The sequence below is a fragment of the Frigoribacterium sp. Leaf263 genome, assembly GCF_001422285.1.
Lineage (GTDB): Bacteria > Actinomycetota > Actinomycetes > Actinomycetales > Microbacteriaceae > Frigoribacterium.
In genome coordinates, this window is the sequence record NZ_LMMO01000003.1 from 908530 (window position 1) to 932715 (window position 24186).

General features: G+C 68.9%; 24 protein-coding genes. 12 read left to right on the top strand and 12 right to left on the bottom strand.

Going from position 1 to position 24186, the window contains the following annotated elements; genetic code table 11:
* Positions 1-99: 99 nt before the first annotated feature.
* The 4 genes from ASF17_RS08230 to ASF17_RS08245 are packed head-to-tail and all read left to right on the top strand — an operon-like array spanning position 100 to position 2908.
* Positions 100-612 carry a hypothetical protein gene (locus ASF17_RS08230; RefSeq protein ID WP_055797672.1) on the top strand — a complete coding sequence of 171 codons (513 nt, stop codon included), beginning with the start codon at positions 100-102 and terminating at the stop codon, positions 610-612.
* Between the two features lie 12 nt (positions 613-624).
* Complete coding sequence (gene folE, locus ASF17_RS08235) at positions 625-1218, top strand: GTP cyclohydrolase I FolE (RefSeq protein WP_055797675.1); 594 nt, start codon at positions 625-627, stop codon at positions 1216-1218.
* A complete protein-coding gene (gene folP, locus ASF17_RS08240) occupies positions 1215-2156 on the top strand; it encodes a dihydropteroate synthase (protein ID WP_055797677.1) in 942 nt (313 codons plus the stop codon). Before folE ends, folP begins: the two co-directional genes overlap by 4 nt.
* Entirely contained in the window at positions 2153-2908 is a 756-nt protein-coding gene (locus ASF17_RS08245) for a pyrimidine reductase family protein (RefSeq protein ID WP_055797680.1), read from the top strand. The genes folP and ASF17_RS08245 overlap by 4 nt, the downstream gene beginning before the upstream one ends.
* An 83-nt stretch (positions 2909-2991) precedes the next feature.
* Here ASF17_RS08245 and dhaM read toward each other — a convergent pair whose 3' ends face one another.
* From dhaM to dhaK, 3 genes are read right to left on the bottom strand one after another with little or no spacing between them, the layout of a single operon-like run.
* Positions 2992-3675: a dihydroxyacetone kinase phosphoryl donor subunit DhaM gene (gene dhaM / locus ASF17_RS08250; RefSeq protein WP_055797683.1), complete on the bottom strand. Its 684-nt coding sequence runs from the start codon at positions 3673-3675 to the stop codon at positions 2992-2994.
* Positions 3676-3678: 3 nt separating this feature from the next.
* On the bottom strand, positions 3679-4329 hold the full coding sequence (gene dhaL, locus ASF17_RS08255) for a dihydroxyacetone kinase subunit DhaL (RefSeq protein ID WP_055797686.1): 651 nt from the start codon (positions 4327-4329) through the stop codon (positions 3679-3681).
* Between the two features lie 37 nt (positions 4330-4366).
* Positions 4367-5368 carry a dihydroxyacetone kinase subunit DhaK gene (dhaK, locus tag ASF17_RS08260; protein WP_055797690.1) on the bottom strand — a complete coding sequence of 334 codons (1002 nt, stop codon included), beginning with the start codon at positions 5366-5368 and terminating at the stop codon, positions 4367-4369.
* 245 nt (positions 5369-5613) lie between these two features.
* On the opposite strand from dhaK, the gene ASF17_RS08265 reads away from it, so the two are divergent.
* Positions 5614-6288 (top strand): MIP/aquaporin family protein, encoded by a 675-nt coding sequence (locus ASF17_RS08265; protein WP_055798513.1) that lies wholly within the window; start codon positions 5614-5616, stop codon positions 6286-6288.
* Positions 6289-6407: 119 nt separating this feature from the next.
* On the top strand, positions 6408-7925 hold the full coding sequence (gene glpK / locus ASF17_RS08270) for a glycerol kinase GlpK (protein WP_055798518.1): 1518 nt from the start codon (positions 6408-6410) through the stop codon (positions 7923-7925).
* 117 nt (positions 7926-8042) lie between these two features.
* Here glpK and trpD read toward each other — a convergent pair whose 3' ends face one another.
* Complete coding sequence (trpD, locus tag ASF17_RS08275; RefSeq protein WP_055797693.1) at positions 8043-9098, bottom strand: anthranilate phosphoribosyltransferase; 1056 nt, start codon at positions 9096-9098, stop codon at positions 8043-8045.
* Positions 9099-9204: 106 nt separating this feature from the next.
* Between trpD and ctaE the strand changes: the two genes are divergently transcribed.
* From ctaE to qcrB, 4 genes are read left to right on the top strand one after another with little or no spacing between them, the layout of a single operon-like run.
* Entirely contained in the window at positions 9205-9846 is a 642-nt protein-coding gene (gene ctaE, locus ASF17_RS08280) for an aa3-type cytochrome oxidase subunit III (RefSeq protein ID WP_082475160.1), read from the top strand.
* Positions 9847-9867: 21 nt separating this feature from the next.
* Positions 9868-10677, top strand: coding sequence for a cytochrome bc1 complex diheme cytochrome c subunit (gene qcrC / locus ASF17_RS08285; protein WP_055797696.1), 810 nt, complete (start codon positions 9868-9870; stop codon positions 10675-10677).
* 34 nt (positions 10678-10711) lie between these two features.
* Positions 10712-11779: a cytochrome bc1 complex Rieske iron-sulfur subunit gene (gene qcrA, locus ASF17_RS08290; protein WP_055797700.1), complete on the top strand. Its 1068-nt coding sequence runs from the start codon at positions 10712-10714 to the stop codon at positions 11777-11779.
* On the top strand, positions 11776-13434 hold the full coding sequence (qcrB, locus tag ASF17_RS08295) for a cytochrome bc1 complex cytochrome b subunit (RefSeq protein ID WP_235476435.1): 1659 nt from the start codon (positions 11776-11778) through the stop codon (positions 13432-13434). The genes qcrA and qcrB overlap by 4 nt, the downstream gene beginning before the upstream one ends.
* Positions 13435-14831: 1397 nt before the next feature.
* Here qcrB and ASF17_RS08300 read toward each other — a convergent pair.
* From ASF17_RS08300 to ASF17_RS08320, 5 genes are all read right to left on the bottom strand, one after another.
* Positions 14832-15248, bottom strand: a complete 417-nt coding sequence (locus tag ASF17_RS08300; protein ID WP_055797702.1) for a cytochrome c oxidase subunit 4 — start codon at positions 15246-15248, stop codon at positions 14832-14834.
* Positions 15249-15254: 6 nt separating this feature from the next.
* Positions 15255-17000 carry an aa3-type cytochrome oxidase subunit I gene (ctaD, locus tag ASF17_RS08305; RefSeq protein WP_055797705.1) on the bottom strand — a complete coding sequence of 582 codons (1746 nt, stop codon included), beginning with the start codon at positions 16998-17000 and terminating at the stop codon, positions 15255-15257.
* A gap of 11 nt (positions 17001-17011) precedes the next feature.
* Positions 17012-17905: an aa3-type cytochrome oxidase subunit II gene (gene ctaC, locus ASF17_RS08310; protein WP_055797708.1), complete on the bottom strand. Its 894-nt coding sequence runs from the start codon at positions 17903-17905 to the stop codon at positions 17012-17014.
* A gap of 184 nt (positions 17906-18089) precedes the next feature.
* Positions 18090-18470 carry an iron-sulfur cluster insertion protein ErpA gene (gene erpA / locus ASF17_RS08315; RefSeq protein WP_055797711.1) on the bottom strand — a complete coding sequence of 127 codons (381 nt, stop codon included), beginning with the start codon at positions 18468-18470 and terminating at the stop codon, positions 18090-18092.
* A 94-nt stretch (positions 18471-18564) separates the two neighbouring features.
* On the bottom strand, positions 18565-19983 hold the full coding sequence (locus ASF17_RS08320) for a dipeptidase (RefSeq protein WP_055797715.1): 1419 nt from the start codon (positions 19981-19983) through the stop codon (positions 18565-18567).
* 40 nt (positions 19984-20023) lie between these two features.
* Here ASF17_RS08320 and ASF17_RS08325 point away from each other — a divergent pair, with 40 nt between their 5' ends.
* On the top strand, positions 20024-20602 hold the full coding sequence (locus tag ASF17_RS08325) for a DUF3043 domain-containing protein (RefSeq protein ID WP_082475162.1): 579 nt from the start codon (positions 20024-20026) through the stop codon (positions 20600-20602).
* A gap of 77 nt (positions 20603-20679) precedes the next feature.
* Here ASF17_RS08325 and ASF17_RS08330 read toward each other — a convergent pair whose 3' ends face one another.
* Genes ASF17_RS08330 through hisD form a run of 3 tightly spaced genes read right to left on the bottom strand, consistent with a single transcriptional unit; the run spans position 20680 to position 23559 of the window.
* Positions 20680-21723: a quinone-dependent dihydroorotate dehydrogenase gene (locus tag ASF17_RS08330; RefSeq protein WP_055797718.1), complete on the bottom strand. Its 1044-nt coding sequence runs from the start codon at positions 21721-21723 to the stop codon at positions 20680-20682.
* Positions 21720-22202: a transcriptional regulator NrdR gene (gene nrdR, locus ASF17_RS08335; RefSeq protein ID WP_055797721.1), complete on the bottom strand. Its 483-nt coding sequence runs from the start codon at positions 22200-22202 to the stop codon at positions 21720-21722. Before nrdR ends, ASF17_RS08330 begins: the two co-directional genes overlap by 4 nt.
* A 46-nt stretch (positions 22203-22248) precedes the next feature.
* Positions 22249-23559: a histidinol dehydrogenase gene (hisD, locus tag ASF17_RS08340; RefSeq protein WP_055797724.1), complete on the bottom strand. Its 1311-nt coding sequence runs from the start codon at positions 23557-23559 to the stop codon at positions 22249-22251.
* An 87-nt stretch (positions 23560-23646) separates the two neighbouring features.
* On the opposite strand from hisD, the gene ASF17_RS08345 reads away from it, so the two are divergent.
* Positions 23647-24177, top strand: a complete 531-nt coding sequence (locus ASF17_RS08345; RefSeq protein WP_055797727.1) for a flavin reductase family protein — start codon at positions 23647-23649, stop codon at positions 24175-24177.
* The last annotated feature ends 9 nt before the right edge of the window (positions 24178-24186 follow it).

Consider the following 24186-nt stretch of genomic DNA (forward strand, 5'->3'; position numbering starts at 1 on the left):
CCCCTTCCGGCCTCTACCCGATGCGCTGATAATGCACATTATGTCAGCAAGCTGTCATCGACCGCCCCTCACGCGCCTCCCCGGTGTTGGCTCGACGTCATGACGATCTCAGACGACGGACAGCGCGAACGCCGGATCGACGGACCGGACGCGGCCCATCGACGACCCGACGGCCTCGACGACGAGACCGTCGAGGCGCTCGGCGATCTGTCGGCGGCCCTCGAGGTCGTCGAGCAGGCCCGCGGGTTCCTCTACGGCTTCCACCGACTCACCGGGAAAGCCGATCTGGCCCTCGGCGAGGCGGTCGAGAAGCTGCGGGCCGCCGGGCACGCCGAGATGGCCGACGGGCTCGAGCGCGACCTCGTCGGACGGAACGTCATCGAGGGCCGCTGGACCTTCCAGATCGTCGAGGACTACGACGACGGCTACTACGCGGCCTTCCGCGAGAGCGAGAAGTACATCCGTGATGCACTCGCGGCGGGTCGTCGGCATCTCTTCGAAGCCGAGATGAAGGAGGCGCGGCGCACGACGGGACGCCGCCACCACGAGGCGCTCCCCCGCGAGTCCGTCGACGGAGCGGGCCCGGCGACGGAGGAGTCCGGTCCCGCCTGACAGGATGAGCCCATGACGCCGATCGATCAGCCCCGAATCGAGTCCGCCGTCCGCGAGCTGCTCGCCGCCGTCGGCGAGGACTCCGAGCGCGCCGGTCTCGAGTCGACCCCCCGACGGGTCGCCGAGGCCTACGCCGAGTTCTTCTCGGGCGCCGACGTCGATCCCGTCGCGTTGGTGCGTGCCAGCGCCGTCGTGTCGCCCGAGGATCGGCTGGGCGAGCTCGTCGTCGTCCGCGACATCTCGTTCCGGTCGATGTGCGAGCACCATCTCCTCCCGTTCACGGGCGTCGCCCACATCGCCTACATCCCCGGGGCGACGATCGTGGGACTGGGCGCACTCCCCCGGCTCGTCGACGCCATCGCCTCGCGTGCCCAGCTGCAGGAGCGCCTCGGCGAGGAGATCGCCGAGGCGCTCGACGAGGGTGTCGAGCCGCGCGGCGTGCTCGTCGTGCTCGACGCGGTGCACGGCTGCGTCACGACGCGGGGGCCTCGGCAGACGGCCAGCTCGACCGTCACGCTCGCCAGCCGCGGCTCCCTGACCGACCCGGCCTCTCGGGCCGAGGCCGTGGCGCTCATCGGATCGTCGCGCCGCGAGGAATCCGCATGACCTCGCCCGGCGGGGCTCGCGCCGAGCGGGGCCTCCCGTTCCTCCCTCCGCTCAGCTCCCCCGTGCGCCGCATCGGCGCGCGGGACTTCGACTTCTCGCGTCGCATCGCGGTCATGGCGATCGTCAACCGCACCCCCGACTCGTTCTTCGACCAGGGGGCCACCTTCGCCCTCGATCGCGCAGTCGGAGCCGCCGTCGCGGCCGCCGACGACGGAGCCGACTGGGTCGACATCGGCGGGGTCCCCTTCAAGCCCGGCCCCGAGCTCTCCGTGCGAGACGAGACGGAGCGCGTGCTGCCCGTCGTCGAGGCTCTGGCCGCCCGATCGGACGTCGTGGTGTCGGTGGACACCTTCCGTGCCGACGTCGCCGCGACGGTCATCGCCGCGGGCGCCTCGGTGATCAACGACACCACGGGGCTGCACGACCCCCGGCTGGCCGACGTGGTGGCCGACAGCTCGGCGACCCTCGTCATCACCCACAGCCTGGCCGCGCCTCGTCGTCCCCACCCGCGCCCCCGATACGAGGACGTCACGGCCGAGGTCGTCGACTTCCTCCGGCGCAGGGTCGACGTGGCCCTCGACCACGGCGTCCCCCTCGAGAGGATCGTCGTCGACCCCGGGCACGATCTGAACAAGACGACACGGCACACCCTCGAGGTGACGCGTCGACTGCGCGAGGTGGCCGAGCTCGGTCACCCGGTGCTCGCCGCGGTGTCGAACAAGGACTTCATCGGCGAGTCCCTCGGCCGCGAGAAGCCGGACCGCCTCGCCGGCACCCTCGCGGCGGCCACGACGAGCATCCTGCTCGGCGCCCGCATCGTCCGGATGCACGACGTCCGCTCCGCGGTGGACGCCGTCCGGATGATCGAGGCGATCGCCGGCTGGCGCGAACCCGTCTTCGAGGCGCACAACCTCGGCGCGGACGACGGAGCCCCGTGACCCGCCCGATCATCACGCGCCTCCTGCCCGCTCCCTCCCGGCCGCTCGACGACGAGGATCTGCTCACGCTGTTCGCCGCCGACGACCGGGGTGCGCCGCATGTGAGGGCGAACGCCGTCACGAGCGTCGACGGCTCGGCCAGCGTCGACGGTCTCTCGGGCGGTCTCGGCGGGCCCGCCGACCTGCTGGTGTTCGACCTCCTCCGGCGGCTCTGCGACGTGGTCGTCGTCGGCGCCGGCACGGTGCGGAGCGAAGGCTACGGCCCGATGCGCCTGCACGACGCCGACGTGGCGTGGCGTCGCGCGCACGGTCTCCCCGATCATCCCGTGCTCGCCATCGTCTCGGCGTCGCTCGCCCTCGACCCCGCCGCATCGATGTTCGCCGACGCCCCGGTCCGCCCCCTGGTGATCACGAGCGACGAGGCGCCGCGCCAGGCACGGGTAGGGCTCGAGGAGGTGGCCGACGTGGTGACCTGCGGGGCGCACCGGGTCGACCCGCGCCTCCTCGTGACCGCCCTCGTCGCTCGGGGACTCCCCCGCATCCATTCCGAGGGAGGCCCGAGTCTGCTGGCCGATCTCGTCGAGGCCGATCTCGTCGACGAGATCTGCGTGACGACGTCCCCGACGCTCGTCGCCGGTTCCGGCCCCCGCATCGTGGCCGGCTCGGGGCCGGGCGCGGCCCGCGGCATGCGGCTCGATCATCTGCTCGAGTCGGAGGGCACGCTGCTCGCGAGGTACACGCGACGCCGGTAGACGCCGAGGAGGCGCGCCCCGGGTGATCGGGACGCGCCTCCGACGATCTCGGCCGACGGCGTGTCAGGCCCCCGGCGCCCCGATCAGGCCTTCTCGCCGAACCCGCCGTCGATGAGCGCGATGAGCTCGTCGACCGCGGCTTCGGCGTCCGGACCGGTGGCCATGATGGCGACCGTCGACCCGGCACCGACGTTGAGGCCCATGATGCGCAGCAGGCTCTTGGCGTCGACGCCGTTCACCGTGACGTCGGCCTGGAACGCGGATGCGTGCTTGACGAGCTCGGCCGCCGGGCGCGCATGCAGACCCGACGCGTTCACGATGGTCGTCGAGCGCTCGACGGCGTCGCCGCCGCGGAGGTCGCGCTCATCGGCGTGGACGTCGGCCACCCCCGTGGCGGAGGAGGCCGCCTGGGCCACCTGGTCGAGGTCCCCACCGGTCTCGGCGGCCACAGCGGCGGCGACCGCTCCTTCGACCAGCGGGGCGTCCGCGATGACGACGCGCTCCTTGTCCGCATCGTCGAGGAAGTCCACGACCGTCTCGGAGGTGAGGATGGCGGACCCGAGATCGCACAGGACGACGGCTCCCCCGCCGGCCGAGGCGGTGGCGACCGCGGCCGAGATCCGATCGAAGCTCGTTCCGATTCCGCTCTCGTCGGTGCCTCCCGCCGCGAGGAGCGTGGTCGACGGAGCCATCTGGCGAGCGAGCTCGACGACCCCCTCGGCGATCTTGGCGCTGTGCGAGACGATGACGATTCCGATGGTGGGCATGCTCTACGACTCCTTGGTGGACTCGGCCGCCGTGTCGGCGGCCGCGGTGATGATGAGGGACGACGACTGGGCGCCGGGGTCCCGATGGCCCACGGCTCGATCGCCGAGATAGCTGGCCCGCCCCTTGCGAGCGACGAGCGGCTCCGTCGACGCGGCGCCGAGGGCGGCGGCGTCGGCCGCGGAGCGGAGCACGGCCGCGGGATCGGCGCCGGCGCCGGCCGACTCCGTCGCGGCCTCGACCGCCGGCGTCCAGGCGTCGACCATGGTCTTGTCGCCGCTGTCGGCCTTGCCGCGCAGCACGATGCCGTCACGGGCCGCCGTCAGCAAGGAGACCACCGAATCGGAGTCGAGCTCGCGGGCCTCCCCGAGCGCGGCGGCGGCCTTCAGGTAGGCGGTGCCGAGCAGGGGACCGGCGGCTCCCCCGACGGTGGAGATCAGAGTGGTCGCGACGAGTCTCACGACGACCGCCGGCGGAGCGTCGTCGGGCAGCTCGGTCATCCTCTCCCGGACGGCGGCGAAGCCCCTCGCCAGGTTCTCGCCGTGGTCGCCGTCGCCTATCTGACGGTCGAGCTCGCTGAGGGCGTGCCGCTCGGCGGTCACGACCTCGGCCGTCCGCTCGATCCAGGCGCGGACCCAGGTGGAGTCGAGTGTCATGCGATGTTCCTCTCTCGGTCTAAGGGGTGGGGCACGATCATCGCCCTCGGCGGAGGGCGGCGGTCTCGACGGGTGCGTCCCAGAGCTCGGTGAGCTCGTCGTCGAGACGGGTGACGGTGAGCGAAAGCCCCTGCATCTCGAGAGACGTGACGTAGTTCCCCACGAGGCTCCGCGAGACGACGACGCCCTGCTCTCCGAGCACCTCGGCCGCGCGCCGATAGGCGATGTAGAGCTCGACGCTCGGCGTCCCGCCCATGCCGTTCACGAACAGCAGCACCCGATCGCCGCTGACGACGCCGAGATCGTCGACGATCGCCGCGAGGAGGCGGTCGACGATGGCGTCGACGGGCTCCAGGGGGATCCGTTCGCGGCCGGGTTCGCCGTGGATCCCCACGCCGAACTCGATCTCGTCCTCGGCGAGGACGAAGCCTGGTTCGCCGGCGTGCGGGACGATCCCCGCCGCGAGGGCGACGCCCATGGACCGGGTCGCGGCGACCGTCCTCCGGGCGATCTCCGCCACGGCGGCCAGGTCGTCCCCGCGCTCGGCCGCGGCACCCGCGGTCTTCTCCACGATCACGGTCCCGGCGACGCCGCGGCGACCCGCCGTGAACAGGCTGTCCTTCACGGCGACGTCGTCGTCGACCAGCACGGACTCGACCGTCACCCCCTCGGCCTCCGCGAGATCGGCCGCCGTCTCGAAGTTCAGGACGTCGCCCGTGTAGTTCTTGACGATGTACAGGACGCCGGCTCCCCCGTCCACCGCCAGGGTGGCGGCGACGATGGGGTCGGGCGTCGGCGAGGTGAACACCGGCCCGGGCACGGCCGCCGACAGCATGCCGTGTCCGACGAAGCCCGCGTGGAGGGGCTCGTGCCCGCTGCCGCCACCGCTGACGAGGGCGACCCGACCTGCGACGGCGCCACCTGCCCGCCTGACGAAGACGGGATCGTGCGAGACGACGACGAGGTCGGCGTGCGCCAGGCCGAAGCCGGCGACCGCCTCCCGGACGACATCGGCCGGGTCGTTGATCAGCTTCTTCATCGAAGGTCCTCCTGGTGATGGGAGCCCGGTGCGGACCCGCTCCATTCCTCCACGAAAGTACTCCCCCTGATCCGCTGTGCACATATGTGCAAACCCGGTGGTTCTGGCACTCCCCCGACGCGATGCCGCGACTAGGGTGTGGGCACACGCTCACCGCGGGATGCACAGTCGCACCCGCCCGACGACTAAGGAAGGTCGACGTGGACCTGGGACAGATTTTTCTCTCTGAAGTGGTGGGCACCGCGATGCTCATCCTGCTCGGCGGCGGTGTCGTCGCCAACGTCGCCCTGACCAAGACGAAGGGGTTCAACGGCGGATTCCTCATGGTCAACTTCGGCTGGGGCCTCGCGGTCTTCGCCGGTGTGACCGTCTCGTACTCGTCCGGCGGCGCGCTCAACCCCGCCGTCAGCCTCGCGCAGCTGATCCTCGGCAACATCGACTTCGTCGCCTTCCTGGTCTACCTGGCCGCCCAGATGATCGGCGCCATCATCGGCGCCGTCCTGATCTGGCTCGTCTACAAGAACCACTTCGACGAGGAACCCGACCCCGCGGCCAAGCTGGGCGTCTTCGCGACCGGCCCCGCCATCCGCAACTACGGCTGGAACCTCGTCACCGAGATCATCGCGACCTTCGCCTTCGTGCTCGTCGTCCTCGGCTTCACCAACGGCGGCACCCCGGCCGAGCTCGGCGCCATCCCCGTCGCCTTCCTCGTGATCGCGATCGGCGCCTCCCTCGGTGGCCCGACCGGCTACGCCATCAACCCCGCCCGTGACCTCGGACCGCGCATCGCGCACGCCTTCCTCCCCATCAAGGGCAAGGGCACGAGCGACTGGGGCTACGCCTGGGTGCCCGTCGCCGGTCCGCTGATCGGCGGCGCGCTGGCGGCCATCACCTCCGGCGTGCTGCTCCCCGTGGCCTGACCACGACACCACGACACCACGACACCACGACTCATCGCTGACCGCGGCGGGGCCGGGCTCTTGCGAGCCGCGCGCCCTGGTCCGTGGTCGACACCATCAACGACGAAGGAGACACACCCGTGAGCGACGACTACATCCTGGCGATCGACCAGGGCACCACCAGCACCCGCGCCATCATCTTCGACCACTCGGGCACCATCGTGTCGACCGGTCAGAAGGAGCACGAGCAGATCTTCCCCCGCGCCGGCTGGGTCGAGCACGACCCGCTCGAGATCTGGACGAACACCCGCGAGGTCATCGGTCAGGCCCTCTCGCGTGCCGACATCACCCGTCACAACATCAAGGCCGTGGGCATCACCAACCAGCGCGAGACCGCCGTCGTCTGGGACCGCACGACGGGCAAGCCGGTCTACAACGCGATCGTCTGGCAGGACACCCGCACGCAGTCGATCGTCGACCGCCTCGCTGCGGACGGCGGCGTCGAGCGCTTCAAGCCGATCGTCGGGCTGCCCCTCGCGACCTACTTCTCGGGCACGAAGATCGTCTGGATCCTCGAGAACGTCGAAGGCGCACGCGAGAAGGCCGACGCCGGCGACCTCATGTTCGGCACCACCGACTCGTGGGTCATCTGGAACCTGACGGGCGGCGTCGACGGCGGCGTTCACGTCACCGACGTCACGAACGCCTCGCGAACCCTGTTCATGGACCTCGAGACGCTGGAGTGGCGCGACGACATCCTCGAGGCGTTCGACGTCCCGAAGTCGATGCTCCCCGAGATCAAGAGCTCCTCCGAGGTCTACGGAACCGTCGAGTCGTCCAACCTGCTGCGCGAGGTGCCGATCGCCGGCATCCTCGGCGACCAGCAGGCGGCCACCTTCGGTCAGGCCGCCTTCGACCAGGGCGAGTCGAAGAACACGTACGGCACCGGCAACTTCCTCATCTTCAACACGGGTGAGGAGATCGTGCACTCGAAGAACGGCCTGCTGACCACGCTGGGCTACAAGCTCGGCGATGCGGCGCCGCACTACGCGCTCGAGGGCTCCATCGCCGTCACGGGCTCGCTCATCCAGTGGCTGCGCGACAACCTCGGCATCATCGGCTCGGCGGCCGAGGTCGAGACCCTGGCGACGACCGTCGACGACAACGGCGGGGTGTACTTCGTCCCGGCGTTCTCGGGCCTGTTCGCCCCCTACTGGCGCTCCGACGCCCGCGGTGCCCTCGTCGGATTGACCCGGTACGTCAACAAGGGCCACATCGCGCGCGCCGCCCTCGAGGCGACCGCGTTCCAGACCCGCGAGGTCCTCGACGCCGTGAACGCCGACTCGGGCGTCGACCTGACAGAGCTGAAGGTCGACGGCGGCATGACCGCCAACGACGCCCTCATGCAGTTCCAGGCCGACATCCTCGACGTCCCGGTGGTCCGCCCCGTCGTCGCCGAGACCACGGCCCTCGGTGCGGCGTACGCGGCCGGTCTCGCGGTCGGCTTCTGGGAGACCCTCGACGACCTCCGTCAGAACTGGCAGGAGGACAAGCGCTGGACCCCGAACATCGATGCGGACGAGCGCGACCGCACCCTGCGACTCTGGAAGAAGGCTGTCACGAAGACCTTCGACTGGGTCGACGACGACGTGAACTGAGCTCCGACCGCGAACGGGCCCGCTCCCCTCGGGGGCGGGCCCGTCGTGCATGCAGGGCGACGGCGCTCACCCGGCCTCCGGCGCCGAGGAGGTGCGGGTCGATCCCCCGGGACGGCGTCAGGCCGAGCGGGTGGCCGCCACCCAGGCGTCGAGCTTCCGACTCGCACTCCCCGAGTCGATGGCCTCCGCGGCGACGGCGAGCTGCTCGCGGAACCGGACGATCACCGGGCGGTCCCGCTCCGACGGGTCGACCGCGAGCCGGTACGACACGAGACCCGCGGCCGCGTTCAGCAGCACGATGTCGCGTACCGGACCGGTCTCGCCCGCCAGCACCCGACGGGCGACGTCGGCGTTGTGCTCGGCGTCGCCGCCGACGAGGTCGTCGATCGTCGCCCGCGCGATCCCCAGCTCGAGCGGATCGAGATCGTGTTCGGTGACCGACCCCGACGAGATCTCCCAGATGTGGCTGTGGCCGGTCGTCGTCAGCTCGTCGAGCCCGTCGTCGCCGCGGAACACCAGGGCGGTCGCGCCACGCGTCTGGAACACGCCCACGATCAACGGCACCTTGTCGAGGGAGGCCACGCCCACGGCGCTGGCCTCCGGCCGTGCCGGGTTGACGAGCGGGCCGAGGAAGTTGAACACCGTCGGCACGCCGATCTCGCGGCGGACTCCCGCGGCATTGCCGAAGCCGGGGTGGAACGCAGCGGCGAAGGCGAAGGTGACGCCGACCTCCCGGAGCACCGCGGCGACGCGCTCGGCGGACAGGGTGAGATCGATGCCGAGGGCCGCCAGGACGTCCGAGGACCCGGACGACGAGCTGGCTGCGCGGTTCCCGTGCTTGATGACGGGCACACCGGTCGAGGCCACGACGATGGAGGCCATGGTCGACACGTTGACCGTGCCGAATCGGTCCCCGCCCGTCCCGACGATGTCGACGGCCAGGGAGTCGACGGGCAGAGCCACGGCGTGCGCGAGGACGGCGTCGCGGAAGCCGACGATCTCGTCGACGGTCTCGCCCTTCGACCGCAGCGCGACCAGGAAGGCCGCGAGCTGAGCCGGCGTGGCCTCGCCCAGCATCACCCGCTCCATGGACCAGGTCGCCTCGGTGATCGACAGGTCGCGTCGCGCGAGGAGCGACTCGATGATCAGGGGCCAGGAGAGCTCGTGGGTCATGCCGCCAGGTTAGCGGCGTGCGCCTAGTCGCTCTGATAGCTCGTCGTCAAGAGAAATTCCCGACCCGGGGTTTCCTGCGCAAACCCAAGGGGACTTTCCAGGCATAATGGACCGCGTGACAAGTACCTCTCTCTCGAGACCTTCCGGACCGGTCGTCAACCGACCGAGCACCGTTGCCGTGGGCACCATCGTGTGGCTGGGCAGCGAAGTCATGTTCTTCGCGGGTCTGTTCGCCATCTACTTCACGCTGCGAAGCACCTCGCCCGGTCTCTGGGAGTTCGAGACGGCCAAGCTCGACGTGCCGTTCGCCCTGACCAACACGATCATGCTGGTGCTCTCGTCGGTGACCTGCCAGTTCGGCGTCTTCGCCGCCGAGCGGATGCAGTCGCGGCGGACCGGTCGGCTGTTCCAGGTCGGCCAGTGGGGCATGGTCGAATGGTTCTTCCTCACCTACGCGATGGGCTCCGCGTTCATCTGCCTCCAGGTGTTCGAGTACGCGCACCTCATCTCCGAGCACGTCACGCTCAGCTCCAACGCCTACGGTTCCGCCTTCTACATGACGACCGGGTTCCACGGAGCCCACGTCATCGGCGGCCTCATCGCGTTCCTCCTCACCATCGGCCGGGCGTTCGCCGTCAAGAACTTCGGTCACAAGGAGGCGACGACCGCCATCGTCGTCTCGTACTACTGGCACTTCGTCGACGTGGTGTGGATCGGCCTCTTCATGGTCGTCTACGTCCTCAAATAGGCATTGGATCGCTCACACAGCATGTTCTCTCGAACCTCGTCCTCACGTCGCAAGACGGGCCGTCGCAGCCCCCTCGCCACGGCTTCACTCATCCTCGTGGGGCTCCTCACGACCGGCGGTGCGTACGCGCTCTTCTCGTCGACGGCCACCGCAGATGAGAGCGCCGCGCCCGTCGCGTCCCAGCAGAGCATCGACGAGGGCCAGAAGCTCTTCGCGTCGAACTGCGCGACGTGCCACGGTCTGAGCGCCGCCGGCACCGCCGACGGCCCCAGCCTCATCGGCGTCGGATCCGCAGCGGTCGACTTCCAGGTCGGCACGGGTCGCATGCCGATGGCCGTCAATGGCCCCCAGGCGGAAGAGAAGCCCACGCAGTTCAGCGACGAGCAGGTGGCCGACATGGCCGCGTACATCGCGTCGCTCGCCCCCGGCCCCGCCATCCCGGCCGAGGAGTACCTCCAGGCCGACGGCGACACCACGAACGGCGCCGAGCTGTTCCGCATCAACTGCGCCATGTGTCACAACGTCGCCGGAGCCGGAGGCGCGTTGACGGAGGGCAAGTTCGCCCCCGCTCTCGACGGCGTCGAGTCGCACCACATCTACGAGGCCATGCTCACGGGCCCGCAGAACATGCCGGTCTTCAACGACATGAACCTGTCGCCCCAGGACAAGGCCGACATCATCACGTACCTCAAGTACCTCGAGAACAACCCGTCCCCCGGCGGGTTCGAACTGGGAAGCCTCGGCCCCGTCGCCGAAGGCCTCTTCATCTGGATCTTCGGACTCGGCGCGATCGTCGCCGTGACCATCTGGCTCACGGCCCGATCCAACTAGTCGTTCTCCCGTACTTCACCGAAAGGCAAAATCCATGGCACAGCACGACGACGAGGCCCCGATCACGGGCTCGGCTGTCGAGAGGCACGAGCCTCGACAGGTGTCGGCCGGTACGGCCGTCGTCTCTGCCGACGTCTTCGACAACCCGGGCGAGCCGCCGCACCGTGATCGCATCACGGATGTCGACCCGAAGGCCGAGAAGCGCGCGGAGCGACAGGTCAGCGTCTGGTTCTTCCTCTCGATCGTCGGCAGCATCGCGGCCATCGGGGCCTACGTGGCCTTCCCGATCACGTCGGGCGACTCGAACTCGGTGCGGCTGAACAACCTCTTCCTGGGTCTCGGCATCGCACTCGGTCTGATCTCGATCGGCATCGGTGCGGTGCACTGGTCGAAGACGCTCATGCCGGCTCGTGAGATCACCGAGATGCGTCACTCGACGCGCGGCTCCGACGAGACCCGGGAGAAGGCGGTCGAGGTCTTCGCCCTCGGCAATCAGGAGTCGGGCTTCGGTCGCCGCACCCTGATCCGCAACAGCCTCATCGGTGCGCTCGTCGCGACGCCGCTCCCCGCCGTCGTGATCTTCCGCGACCTGGCGCCGGCCGAAGACCCGAACGAGGTGCTCCGCCACACCCTGTGGGAAGAGGGCATGCACCTCGCGATGGACCCATCCGGAGCCCGCATCAAGGCGTCCGACATCACCCTCGGATCCGTGTTCCACGTCATCCCCGAGAACCTCAACGAATCCGAGCACCTGCTCGAGGAGAAAGCCAAGGCCGCAGTCCTGCTGATGCGCCTCAAGCCGGAAGACCTCAACATTCCGGAAGGACGCGAGGGCTGGCAGTACGACGGCATCGTCGCGTACTCCAAGATCTGCACGCACGTCGGCTGCCCTGTGGCCCTGTACGAACAGCAGACACACCACCTGCTCTGCCCCTGCCACCAGTCGACGTTCGACGTGACCAACAACTGCGAAGTGATCTTCGGACCGGCCAAGCGCCCGCTCCCGCAGCTGCCGATCGCCGTGGACGCCGAGGGTTACCTCGTCGCGCAGAGTGATTTCCACGAGCCCGTGGGCCCTAGCTACTGGGAGCGCGAAAAGTGATCACCACCACCCCTGCACCGGAGACCGAGACCAAGACGTCGAACACCACGACGACGGTCCCGGCCTTCGCTCCGACGAAGACGAACAAGTTCTTCGGCGCGGCCGCGAACTACGTCGACGAGCGCACCAGCATGTCCGGCCTGGTGAAAGAGGTCGGTCGCAAGATCTTCCCCGACCACTGGTCGTTCATGCTCGGCGAGGTCGCGCTGTACTCCTTCGTCGTGATCCTGCTCTCGGGCACGTTCCTGACGTTCTTCTTCCAGCCCTCGATGGCCGAGGTCAACTACAACGGCTCGTACGTCCCTCTCAAGGGGCTGAACATGTCTGCGGCGATGGCCTCGACCTTGGACATCTCGTTCGACATCCGCGGTGGACTGCTGTTCCGTCAGATCCACCACTGGGCCGCGCTGCTGTTCGTCGCGGCGATCATGCTCCACATGCTGCGCGTCTACTTCACCGGTGCGTTCCGCAAGCCCCGCGAGATCAACTGGGTCGTCGGATTCACCCTCTGGGTGCTGGCCATGGCCGAGGGATTCACGGGCTACTCGCTCCCCGACGACCTGCTCTCCGGTAACGGCGCTCGGATCATCGACGGCATGGTGAAGGGGATCCCCGTCATCGGCGTCTGGATCTCGTACCTGCTGTTCGGAGGCGAGTTCCCCGGAACCGACATGGTCGCGCGCTTCTACTCGCTGCACATCATGCTGTTGCCCGCGCTGCTGATCGCCCTCCTGGGTGTCCACCTGCTGCTGCTGATCATCAACAAGCACACCCAGTGGGCCGGCCCGGGCAAGACCAACGAGAACGTCGTCGGCGTGCCGGTCATGCCGGTGTTCGCCGCCAAGGCCGGTGGGTTCTTCTTCATCGTCTTCGGGGTGATCGTCCTGATCGCCTCGCTCTTCACGATCAACCCGATCTGGAACTACGGGCCGTACGACCCCTCCCCCGTGTCGGCTGGTACGCAGCCGGACTGGTACATCGGATTCGCCGACGGCGCCCTGCGACTCGTTCCCCCGGGATGGGAGTTCGTCATCGGCGGCTACACCGTCTCGATGAACATCCTGGCTCCCATCGGGGTCCTGGTGATCTTCATCCTGGCCGTCCTGCTGTACCCGTTCCTCGAGGCCTGGGTCACGGGTGACAAGCGAGAGCACCACATCCTCGACCGTCCCCGCAACGCCCCGACCCGGACGGCCATCGGCGCTGCCGGAATCGTGGTCTATGCCAGCCTCTGGGCGGCTGCCAGCTCCGACCTCATGGCGACTCACTTCCATCTGTCGCTGAACTACGTCATCCACACGGTGCAGGCCTGCCTGATCATCGGACCGTTCATCGCCTTCTGGATCACGAAGCGCGTCTGCCTCGGACTTCAGAAGAAGGACCGCGAGATCGCCCTTCACGGCTATGAGTCCGGGCGCATCGTGCGTCTGCCTGGTGGCGAGTACGTCGAGGTGCACGAGCAGTTGGACGAGTACGAGCGCTGGCGTCTGCTGAACTTCACGGAGTACGAGCCTCTCATGATCCGACCGAATGCGAATGGTCAGATCACGCCGGTGCAGCGTCTGCGGGCGTCGATGTCGTCCTTCTTCTTCGAAGACCGCATCGCCCCGGTGAAGCGCTCCGAGATCGAAGCACCGCACAACGACGGTCACTGACCCGAAGCACTGAGAGGCCCGACCACCCCTGGTGGTCGGGCCTCTCGTCTTTCCGGCCCGCCACTCGGAGGCCCTCGCCCCTGTGGACGCCTTGAGCCATCGAGACGCCGTCGAGTCGACCTCGAGTCGACCGCGAGGTCGACCCTGTACGCCTCGACCTCCAGCACGTCCCTCCAGAGTCCGCACGAGCGGGCTGGGGGCTCGACCGGAACGACACCGAGCCCGTCCGTCTCCTGTCGCCCGTATCCGGCTACGAGAGAGCGTGCCGTCTTGCCCATGGCGAGGATCCACAGCAGCGGAGGAAAACCCGCGAGCCTCACCACGGTGGAGCGCCTCGATCTTCCAGGGTCGGTGCAAATTTGCGGGGCAGCACCCTCTCATCCACGTGCTCACCTTCCCCCAGGCCCCGTCTGAACTGTGTAGACGACCGCGCCTTCCCGCAGACCGGGTGCAACCCGCCGATCAGTCTCCCCGCTTACTCGGGTGCCATCGACCGGTCACTGAGACACCGCTCGGGGCGGACAACGCCCGCATCGGGTCCCTCGCAGCGCGCACGGCAGGACGTAGCGACGTCCCGGCGCGCGACCGGCAGGGTCACTGGAACATTGCCGGACGCACGGTTCGGGTCGATCGCAGCGCGCACGGCAGTCCGGCTCCCGCGACGGCGCAGGACGAAACTCAGTGCTCGCCGTCCCGACGTCCCTGCGTCCCGACGTCCCTGCGTCCCGACGTCCCTGCGTCCCGACGTCCCTGCGTCCCGACGTCCCTGCGTCCCGACGTCCCTGCGTCCCGACGTCCCTGCGTCCCGACGTCCCTGCGTCCGGACAGTGAGCTGGAGAACTGCAGTCGTCTCCCCCATGGGTGCCGCTCACCGCAGCGGTAGCCCACATGAGTGCGATGCTTCTCGAGTGCGGAGGCGGTCGTCGCCTTTGCATGCGAGCTCCCGGCCCTTGAGACGCTCGCCATGCCGGTAGCTCGCAAGACGCCTTGCCGCTACCGGGAGGTCACACGGCCGCCCCGTCTGGCGGCTGGGCCGTCGCACGCGCCTCCCGGCACCAGGCGGGCGGGAGAAGGCGGATGTTCATCCTCCGGTCGTCGACTGGCCGCCCCTCCCGTCCCGAGGTGCGCAAGCCCTTGCCCCGTGAGGCCGCAGCCGCCGATGGTTCTCGTGGCAAGGGACCATCCACGGCTTGCGCCTCGGACCCTGTGTCAGCCAGCGGAGCAGCCGGCTTCTCCGAGCTGACGAGATGGGGGGCATCTCTCGTGTCTGCGTGGCTCCGCCTGGTCACCTGACCCATCGCCAGCGTCATCGCGCCTCTCGTGTACTCGAGCGGTCGTCTAACGACGAACGGCGCCCACCATGTGGACGCCGTTCGAAGTGCTTGTCGTGCGATGACTCAGTGGACGAAGTTGCCCCGGTAGTACTCGTAAACCCAGCCGACGAGGGAGACGGCGACGAGAGCCGCACCGATGTAGATGATCCACATGCCGACGGCGAGTGCCAGGAAGACGAGACCGCAGGCGAAGGCCAGCAGGATCGGCCACCAGGACCAGGGGCTGAAGTGTCCGAGCTCGGGGTCACCGTCGTCGATGTTGGCGTCGAGACGGTCCTCGGGGAGCTCCCCGCCCTGAGCGCCGTGCGAGCGACTCATGTAGAAGGCCAGGAAGACGCTCAGCATGCCGGCGAGGGGGATGGCCACGGTACCGGCCCATTCGACCTGACCGGTGTCGATGATGTTCCACACCGTGTACACGGCGCCCATCAGGAAGAAGAAGATCGCGAGGATCCAGAACAGCGTTGCGTTGGTCTTCATGGCGTTCTACTTCACCTTGTCGCTGGCGGCATCGTACGTCGGGGCATCCGGAGCGTCCTTGACCGGACCGATTCCGACCGGCAGGCCGGCCTCGGGGTGGTTCAGGTCGAACGCCGGAGACTCCGACCGGATGCGGGGGATCGACGTGAAGTTGTGACGGGGCGGCGGGCACGACGTGGCCCACTCGAGCGAGCGCGAGTAACCCCAGGGGTCGTTCACCTCGACCTTCGGAGCCCGACGAGCCGTGATGTAGACGTTGTAGAGGAACGGCAGGATCGAGACGCCGAGCAGCATGGCGCCGATGGTCGACAGCTGGTTCATCCACGTGAAGTGGTCCTCGGGCTGGTACGTCGCGTAACGACGGGGCATGCCCATGACGCCCAACCAGTGCTGCACGAGGAACGTCGTGTGGAACCCGACGAACAGCATCCAGAAGTGGATCTTGCCGAGACGCTCGTTGAGCATCTTGCCGGTCATCTTCGGCCACCAGAAGTAGAAGCCGGAGAACATCGCGAACACGACAGTCCCGAACACCACGTAGTGGAAGTGCGCCACAACGAAGTACGTGTCGGACACATGGAAGTCGAGCGGAGGAGAAGCGAGGATGACACCGGTCAGACCACCGAAGGTGAAGGTGATCAGGAAGCCGATGGCCCAGAGCATCGGGGTCTCGAACGTCACCGATCCGCGCCACATCGTGCCGATCCAGTTGAAGATCTTTACGCCCGTCGGCACCGCGATGAGCATCGTCATCAGCGAGAAGAACGGCAGAAGGACGGAGCCGGTGACGTACATGTGGTGAGCCCACACGGTGACGGACAGGGCGGCGATCGAGATCGTCGCGTAGACCAGCGTCTTGTACCCGAAGATCGGCTTACGGCTGAAGACGGGCAGGACCTCGCTGATGATGCCGAAGAACGGCAGAGCGATGATGTAGACCTCGGGGTGCCCGAAGAACCAGAACAGGTGCTGCCAGAGGATGGCCCCGCCGTTGGCCGGGTTGAAGACCTGCGCGTCGAACACGCGGTCGAAGCCGAGGCCGAAGAGGGCGGCGGCGAGCACGGGGAAGGCCATGATCACGAGGATCGCGGTGATCAGCGTGTTCCAGGTGAAGATGGGCATCCGCCACATGGTCATGCCGGGCGCGCGCATGGTCACGATGGTCGTGATGAAGTTGACGGCTCCGAGGATGGTGCTGAAGCCGGTCATGCCCAAGCCGAAGACCCAGAGATTCCCGCCGAGACCTGGTGAGAAGGTCGTGTCCGACAATGGCGCGTAGGCGAACCACCCGAACGACGCTGCACCCTGGGGGGTGAGGAAGCCGGCGACGGCGATGAGCGAGCCGAAGAGGTAGAGCCAGAAGGCGAACCCGTTCAGTCGGGGGAAGGCGACGTCGGGAGCACCGATCTGAAGCGGCATGAGGACGTTCGCGAACCCCGAGAACAGGGGCGTCGCGAACATGAGCAGCATGATCGTTCCGTGCATCGTGAAGAGCTGGTTGTACTGCTCTTTGGTCTGGATGACGTCGAGACCCGGTGCGAAGAGCTGAGCGCGGATGATCAGCGCCATGACTCCGCCGAGGCAGAAGAACAGGAACGACGCGATCAGGTACATGTACCCGATGGTCTTGTGGTCGGTCGACGTGATCCACGTGACGACGACGTTGCCCTTGCGGCCGACCTTCGAGGCTCCGAAGTTCGGACCGGAGGAGGATGCTCCTCCGGTGGGGCGGGTGGCGGTGGCTGAGCTCATCGAACCGTGCCTTACTTCTCGGAGTCTTCGGTGCCGGAGGCGACGGGCGCCTCGTTGTTCGGCTGGTTGGTGTTGGTGTTGTACTCGTCGCCGAGCAGACCCGTGTTGCCGTCGTCGGTGAGCGTCTGCTGGTAGGCGTCGTACTCGTCCTGGCTGACGACCTTGACGTTGAAGAGCATCAGCGAGTGGTACTCACCGCAGAGTTCCGCGCACTTCCCGGTGAACGTGCCCTCTTTCTCGGGCGTGAAGTACATGTAGTTCGTCTTGCCGGGGATCGTGTCCTTCTTGTAGAGGAAGTCGACGACCCAGAAGGAGTGGGCGACGTCGCGCGACTTGAGCTCGATCTCGACCGACTTGCCGACGGGCAGGTACAGGACGGGGAGCTGGTCCTGGTCGACGGTGCCGTCCGCCTCCTCCTGGGCCTGGATGCCCTGCGAGTAGGTCGACTCGTCTTCGTTCTGCTGGTCGATGTAGTTGAAGTCCCAGGCCCAGCGCTTCGCGTAGACGTCGATCTTGACGTCGGGGCTGGCCGTGGGGGCTTCGATCGCGGCCTGGTCGCGTGCCGTGAAGGCGAAGAAGCCGAGGACGAGGATCAGCGGGACGACCGTGTAGAAGATCTCGACCGGGAGGTTGTAGCGGAGCTGCACCGGGAGGCCGGTCTGACCCTTCCGGCGGCGGTAGGCGATCGAGGCCCAGATGACGAGACCCCACACGATGAGGCCGACGATGAGGAGGACGATCCACGAGGTGACCCAGAGGCCGATGATGCTGTCGACGTGATTCGTCGTGCCCGGCTCGGTCGGCAACCACCCCTGGAGCTGGTCCTGCGTGCATCCTGCGAGCACGAGGATCATGACGGCTGCCACGGGAATGGCGGCCCAACGATTACGGCGATGAGAACGCACTGTTACCTCTCGGATGACGCGACTTCGGGGGGTGCTCCCAGTCTGGACGGGGACTTCCCTAGCCTACTCGCAGGTTGCACCGCCCTCCGCACACAGCACGCCGCAATGTTCGACGCCGAACCATTAAACGACCATCGGGGCCGCCCCGAGGGGCGGCCCCGATGGGGCGACGTCGTCGAGACCGTCAGTGGAAGCTGTCGCCGCAGGCGCAGCTGCCCTGGGCGTTGGGGTTGTCGATGGTGAATCCCTGCTTCTGGATGGTGTCCTCGAAGTCGATGGCCGCGCCGTCGAGGTACGGGACGCTCATCTTGTCGACGACGACCTCGACGCCGTCGTAGTCGACGGTCGCGTCGTTCTCGAGCAGACGCTCGTCGAAGTACAGCTGGTAGATGAGACCCGAGCAGCCGCCCGGCTGGACGGCGACGCGCAGACGGAGATCGTCGCGCCCCTCCTGCATGAGGAGGCTCTTGACCTTCCCTGCTGCGGTGTCGGTGAGCTTCACGCCGTGGGCGGGCGCTTCGGTCGGAACGGCCGTGTCGACGACGGGGGTCGCTGTGTCGGTCATGGAGCCTCCTTCGGGCGGGTGCGAGTGCTCTGCACTCCTCGTCGACCAGTGTAAGCAGCCGACCCTCGGATTTGTTCCCTCCGGGCCGACGACGTCATCGACCCGCCGCGTCGAGCCGGGCGAGCAGGATCGCCTCGCTGAGGATCGCCTTCTGCAAGACGCCGAGGTGCTGCGACTCGTTCGGGCTGTGGGCCCTGGTGTCGGGGTCCTCGACGCCCGTGACCAGGATCTCGGCCTCCGGGAACGTCTTGACGAGGTCGGCGATGAACGGGATCGAGCCGCCGATCCCGATCTGGACGGGGCTCTCGCCCCAGCCCTCGCTCATCGCGACGGTCACATCGGCGATGGCCGGCCCCGTCGTGTCGACGAGGAAGGGGTCGCCGGTGTCGACGTCGTCGATGCTCACGTGCGCACCGAAGGGCGGGTCGGTCAGGAGGTGCGCTCGGAGCGCCTCGAAGGCCTCGGCGGCCGGCTGCCCGGGGGCGATGCGCGCGCTGATGCGCACCGACACCTCCGGCGACAGCGTGTTGGACGCGTTGGCGACGCTCGGCGCGTCGATCCCGGTGACGGTGATCGAGGGCTGCGACCACACCCTGCTCAGCAGGGGGCCGCGGCCGATCGTACGGACGCCCTCGAGCAGGCCGGACTCCTCGCGGAGGGTCTCTTCGCTCTGGTCCGGGTGCTCCGCCTCCCGGCTGCGGAGGCCGGCGACGGCGACGCCGCCCTCGTCGTCGTGAAGCGTCGCGAGGAGTCGCACCATGGCCATCATGGCGTCCGGCACGACGCCGCCGAGCATGCCCGAGTGCGATGCGTGGGCCAGGGTCCGCACCGTGAGGCGGAACGTGACGTTCCCGCGGAGTGCGACGGTGATGGCGGGCACCGTCGTGCTCCAGTTGTCGGAGTCGGCGACGACGATGACGTCCGCGGCGAGCTCGGTGCGGTGCTGCTCGAGGAAGTCGGCGAACGAGCGCGAGCCGAACTCCTCCTCGCCTTCGATGAACAGCGAGACCCCGACGCCCAGGTCGTCGCCGATCACGTCGCGGACCGCGCGAAGGGCCGCGATGTGGGTCATGACACCGGCCTTGTCGTCCGACGCGCCACGACCGTAGAGGCGGTCCCCTCTCAGGGTGGGCTCGAAGGGCGGGGTGTCCCAGTGCGCGTCGTCGCCCTGCGGTTGCACGTCATGGTGCGCGTAGAGCAGGACGGTCTTCTTCCCGTCGCGCGCCTCCCGACGGGCCAGCACAGCGGGCTGACCCATCGCACCGCTCGACCCGATGGGCGCCCTGCTGACCGTGACCTGGTCGAAGAGACCCGTCTCGCGCACGAGACGAGCGACGGCCTCGGCGCTCTCGGCGACGTGCACCGGGTCGAACGCGTCCCACGAGACGGACGGGATGCGCACGAGCGACGAGAGATCGGCGATCGTCGACGGGAGGCCGCCGTGCACGGCCTCCGCGAGTTCGCTGACAGTACGAGGATCGGTCGGGTGGACGGGATGCTGCGAGACGGTCATGGAGGTAATCTTAGGAACTCGTTCAACCCCGAGGATTCCCGTGGCCAAGGCAGAAGAGAAGACCGACTCGTCGACGCAGGTCGTCGACACCGAATCGACGACGATCGGCAAGGGCCGTCCGACCCCGACGCGTCGGGAGCGTGAGGAGGCCAACCGCCGCCCGCTCGTCGCCACCGGCAAGGAGGCGCAGAAGGCGCAGCGCGCCCGCCTCGCCGAGGTCCGCGAGCGTCAGCGCGTCGGCATGGCCAACGGCGAGGAGAAGTTCCTGCCGGAGCGCGACAAGGGCCCCCAGCGCCGGTTCATCCGCGACTACATCGACGCCCGATACAGCGTCGGCGAGGCGATGATCCCGATCATGGTGCTCGTCATCGTGATGAGCATCGTCCAGATCGCGGCCGTGCAGATGATCACCCTGTTCGTCCTGTGGGGCTTCTTCCTCGTGGCGATCGTCGACTGCCTCGTCGTCGGGCGCATCGTCACCGCGAAGCTCGCCGAGAAGTACGGCGCAGGCAACGTGCAGCGGGGCAACAAGTGGTATGCGGCCATGCGTGCGATGCAGATGAAGCCCATGCGCATGCCGAAGCCCCAGATCAAGCGCGGGCAGTACCCCACCGCCTGACCTGGCAGAGACCACCACGGCGCCGGTCCCCTCCGTCAGGAGGCGACCGGCGCCGTTCTGTCACCCCCGTCGACGGGTCACGGGCGCTTGCGCAGCCGTCGCAGTCCTCGATTGATCTGTCGTGCCCACAGCGGTCCGCGGTAGAGGAACGCCGTGTACCCCTGGACGAGCGTCGCCCCGGCACGCAGGCGCTCGTCGACGTCCGCTGCGGTCGTCACTCCCCCGACGGACACGATGCAGGTGCCCGGCGGCACGGCCGCGACGAGCAGGCGGAGCACCTCGAGGGACCTCGCCGCGAGAGGAGCGCCGGACAGCCCCCCGGCGCCCGCCGCCTCGACGGCGACCGAGTCGGTCGAGAGCCCGTCGCGCGACAGGGTCGTGTTGGTGGCGATGACGCCGGCCAGGCCCAGCTCGCCGACGAGCTCTCCGATCCGACGGATGCCGTCGTCGTCGAGATCCGGAGCGATCTTGACGAGCACCGGTGTCGATCCGGCGGCCCGGGCCACCTCCGTCAGCAGCGGTCCCAGTCGATCGAGCTCCTGGAGCCCTCGGAGTCCGGGGGTGTTCGGCGAGCTGACGTTGACCGCCAGGTAGTCGGCGAGCGGAGCGAGGAGGCGCGTGCTGACCAGGTAGTCGTCGACGGCGTCATCGACGTCGACCACACGGCTCTTGCCGATGTTGACGCCGATGACCGGACGGCGGGAGGCGCTGCGTGCCGAGGCGAGCTCCGTTGCGGCCTGCTGCGCGCCTCCGTTGTTGAAGCCCATGCGGTTGACGACCGCCAGGTCGGGCACGAGCCGGAACAGGCGGGGCCGCTCGTTGCCCGGCTGCGGACGCGCGGTGATGGTGCCGACCTCGACGTGACCGAACCCCAGGGCTCCGAGCCCGGCGATCCCCCGAGCGTCTTTGTCGAAGCCCGCCGCCACGCCGAACGGGGAGTCGAAGCGGAGTCCGAGGGCGGTGACCGCGAGAGAGGGGTGCGGGGCCGTCAGCCGACGCACGAGCGGCGCCAGGCCGAGCCTCGGCACGGCCCGGATGACCCGGAAGGCGAGGTGGTGGGCGTCTTCGGGATCCATCTTCGACAGGACGAGGTCGAACAGGACGCGGTAGGGGGTCGTCATTCGTCCACCGACCGGGAGGGGCGCGGATGATCGGCGTGCTCTTCGCGGAGGGTGGCGATGGAGGCCTCGAAGTCGTCGAGCGAGTCGAACGCCTGGTAGACGCTCGCGAAGCGGAGGAACGCCACCTCGTCGAGCTCGCGGAGCGGGGGCAGGATGGCCAGGCCGATGTCGTTCGCCTCGATCTGGGACGTGCCGCTCGCGCGGACGGCCTCCTCGACCCGCTGGGCGAGGACGGCGAGATCGCCGTCGGTCACGGGGCGGCCCTGGCACGCCTTGCGCACGCCGGAGATGATCTTCTCTCTGCTGAACGGCTCGAGCACCCCGTTGCGCTTGACGACGTTGAGGCTGGCCGTCTCGGTGGTGCTGAAGCGACGGCCGCAGTTGGGGCACTGCCGTCGCCGGCGGATCGAGGTGCCGTCGTCGCTCGTGCGCGAGTCGACGACGCGGGAATCGGGGTGGCGGCAGAAAGGACAGAACATGGTGCCCTCAGCGTACTGGGGAGCGCGCCCCGCCCCCGTCGTGACCTCAGGGGCGCCGGATGCGCGCCGCGACCGCCTCGCCGTGCGCCGGAAGCAGCTCCGCCCGGGACAGCGCCACGAGACGGTCGGCGACCTCGGCGAGGGCGTCGTGGTCGTAGCGCACGATCTGCTGCGGTCGCAGGAACGTGTACGCCCCGAGACCCGACGAGAAGCGCGCCTGCCCGCCGGTCGGGAGCACGTGGTTCGACCCGGCGAGGTAGTCCCCCAGGCTGACCGGCGTGGTGCTCCCGACGAAGACGGCGCCGGCGCTCGTGATCGATCCGAGCACCGCCTCGTCGTCACGGGTCTGGATCTCGAGGTGCTCCGGGCCGTAGGCGTTGCTGAAGGCGACGGCCGCCTCCATGTCGTCGACCAGGACGAGGGCGGACTGACGGCCGCCGAGGGCCGTCCGCACCCGCTCGGCGCTCATGGTCGACGGGACCAGACGCTCGAGCTCGGCTCGCACGGACTCGACGAGGGCCGGCGAGTCCGTGACGAGGACGGCCGCCGCCTCCTCGTCGTGCTCCGCCTGGCTGATGAGGTCGACGGCCACGAGGACGGGATCGGCGTCGCCGTCGGCGATGACCAGGATCTCCGTGGCGCCGGCGACGGCGTCGATGCCCACCTGGCCTCGGACGATCTGCTTGGCCGCGGCGACGAAGTTGTTGCCGGGGCCCGTGATGACCTGGACGGGTTCGAGGCCGATCTCGGGGACGCCGTAGGCCAGGGCGGCGATCGAGCCCGCGCCTCCCATGGCGTAGACCTCGTCGATGCCGAGGAGCCCGGCGGCGCCGAGGATCACGGGGTGCACTCCCCCGCCGAAGGAGCGCTGCGCGGGGCTGACGACCGCGATCGACCCGACGCCGGCCACCTGCGCCGGGACGACGTTCATGACGACGCTGGACGGATAGACGGCCTTGCCACCGGGGACGTAGACGCCCGCCCGGGTCACGGGCTGCCAGCGCTGCTCGATGACCGCGCCGTCGGCGGGGCGCGTCACGGTGTTCGCGGGGACCTGCGCGCGACTGCCCTCGGTGACTCGGGCTATGGACTCCTCGAGGGCTGCGCGCACGAGGGGGTCCAGACCTGCCACGGCCGCGGCGATCTCGTCGGCGGGGACGCGGAAGGTCTCGGTCCGGACTCCGTCGAAGCGCTCGGCCTGGTCGCGCAGAGCGGTCGCGCCCCTCTCGCGCACGTCGGCGACGAGTCCGGCTGCGGCGTCCGCCGCCGACGAGACGTCGGCTCGGGCGCGCGGCACGAGATCGAGGAGGTCGGCGTGGGTAGTGTGGGTTCCGCGGAGGTCTGTCGTCTGGATCATGGCCGGTTCAGCCTAGTCGTGCGCTCCTGCGTCGGGTCCGATCAGCACGGGCGACGAGACCCGGAACCGAGGAGGAGCGGCCCTGTCATGACGGAACCCCAGCAGCAGGATCCTCGGCCCGAGAGCGCAGCCGGCGACGACGTCGAGGCGTTCCGGGCCGCGTTCCGCCGTCACGCCGCGGGCGTGGCCATCGTCACGACACGGGGCCAGGACGGCTCCCCCGTCGGATTCACCGCCACGTCGCTGGCGTCCCTGGCCGCCGCCCCTCCGCTGGCGACCTTCAACATGGCTCGGACCGCGAGCTCCTGGCCCGCCATCGCCTCGGCCGAGGCGGTCATCGTCCACCTCCTCGGGCGCCGCGATCTCGACGCCGCGCGTCGGATGGCCGGCCCGGCCGACCGGCGTTTCACCGGACGGCACTGGACCGAGGGACCGCGGGGACTCCCCCTCCTGCGTGGCGCCACCGCCTGGTTCAGCGGCCGGATCGTCGAGCGGGTGCCCGTCGCCGGCAGTGCGGTCGTGGTGGTCCGGATCGACGGCGGGGGCGTCGGCGCGGAGGACGACGCCCTGCTGTATCACGACCGGACGTACCTGACGCCCGGTCCCCCGGCGGACTGACCGCGGACC

Coding starts and splice junctions, on each gene's coding strand:
- dhaK (WP_055797690.1), bottom strand. CDS start 5,368: ATGAAGAAGCTGATCAACGACCCGGCCGATGTCGTCCGGGAGGCGGTC.
- ASF17_RS08320 (WP_055797715.1), bottom strand. CDS start 19,983: ATGACCGTCTCGCAGCATCCCGTCCACCCGACCGATCCTCGTACTGTC.
- dhaM (WP_055797683.1), bottom strand. CDS start 3,675: ATGCCCACCATCGGAATCGTCATCGTCTCGCACAGCGCCAAGATCGCC.
- hisD (WP_055797724.1), bottom strand. CDS start 23,559: ATGATCCAGACGACAGACCTCCGCGGAACCCACACTACCCACGCCGAC.
- ASF17_RS08330 (WP_055797718.1), bottom strand. CDS start 21,723: ATGACGACCCCCTACCGCGTCCTGTTCGACCTCGTCCTGTCGAAGATG.
- ASF17_RS08300 (WP_055797702.1), bottom strand. CDS start 15,248: ATGAAGACCAACGCAACGCTGTTCTGGATCCTCGCGATCTTCTTCTTC.
- ctaE (WP_082475160.1), top strand. CDS start 9,205: ATGGACCGCGTGACAAGTACCTCTCTCTCGAGACCTTCCGGACCGGTC.
- nrdR (WP_055797721.1), bottom strand. CDS start 22,202: ATGTTCTGTCCTTTCTGCCGCCACCCCGATTCCCGCGTCGTCGACTCG.
- ASF17_RS08230 (WP_055797672.1), top strand. CDS start 100: ATGACGATCTCAGACGACGGACAGCGCGAACGCCGGATCGACGGACCG.
- trpD (WP_055797693.1), bottom strand. CDS start 9,098: ATGACCCACGAGCTCTCCTGGCCCCTGATCATCGAGTCGCTCCTCGCG.
- dhaL (WP_055797686.1), bottom strand. CDS start 4,329: ATGACACTCGACTCCACCTGGGTCCGCGCCTGGATCGAGCGGACGGCC.
- ASF17_RS08345 (WP_055797727.1), top strand. CDS start 23,647: ATGACGGAACCCCAGCAGCAGGATCCTCGGCCCGAGAGCGCAGCCGGC.
- erpA (WP_055797711.1), bottom strand. CDS start 18,470: ATGACCGACACAGCGACCCCCGTCGTCGACACGGCCGTTCCGACCGAA.
- ASF17_RS08265 (WP_055798513.1), top strand. CDS start 5,614: ATGCTCATCCTGCTCGGCGGCGGTGTCGTCGCCAACGTCGCCCTGACC.
- folP (WP_055797677.1), top strand. CDS start 1,215: ATGACCTCGCCCGGCGGGGCTCGCGCCGAGCGGGGCCTCCCGTTCCTC.
- folE (WP_055797675.1), top strand. CDS start 625: ATGACGCCGATCGATCAGCCCCGAATCGAGTCCGCCGTCCGCGAGCTG.
- qcrA (WP_055797700.1), top strand. CDS start 10,712: ATGGCACAGCACGACGACGAGGCCCCGATCACGGGCTCGGCTGTCGAG.
- qcrC (WP_055797696.1), top strand. CDS start 9,868: ATGTTCTCTCGAACCTCGTCCTCACGTCGCAAGACGGGCCGTCGCAGC.
- ctaD (WP_055797705.1), bottom strand. CDS start 17,000: ATGAGCTCAGCCACCGCCACCCGCCCCACCGGAGGAGCATCCTCCTCC.